This window comes from Pseudorhodobacter sp. E13 (assembly GCF_003991405.1).
GTDB lineage: Bacteria > Pseudomonadota > Alphaproteobacteria > Rhodobacterales > Rhodobacteraceae > Pseudorhodobacter.
The window spans coordinates 1-218 of sequence record NZ_RPEN01000013.1 but is presented as its reverse complement, the minus strand read 5'-3'; the positions used below and the strand labels follow the sequence as shown (position 1 = coordinate 218).

The following is a 218-nucleotide window of genomic DNA, read 5'->3' as shown; positions in this document are numbered from 1 at the left end:
GGTGACCGTCACCATCGAAGGCGCCAATGACGCGGCCGTCATCGCGGGCGATCTGTCCGGGATCGGGGCCGAGGACAGCGCCGCGCCGATCACCGGCACGGCGACCGCCGCGGATGTCGACAACGACGACAACCTGTTCCAGCCGGCCTCGGGGACGGGGGCCATGGGCTATGGCACCTACAGCGTGGATGCGGGCGGCGCCTGGTCCTATCTGATCG

1 protein-coding gene is annotated in these 218 nt (G+C 70.2%); it reads left to right on the top strand.

Features of this window, described 5'->3' with window-relative positions:
• The coding region (locus EGN72_RS00040; RefSeq protein ID WP_158623081.1) for a VCBS domain-containing protein at positions 1-218 on the top strand (218 nt) is incomplete at both ends.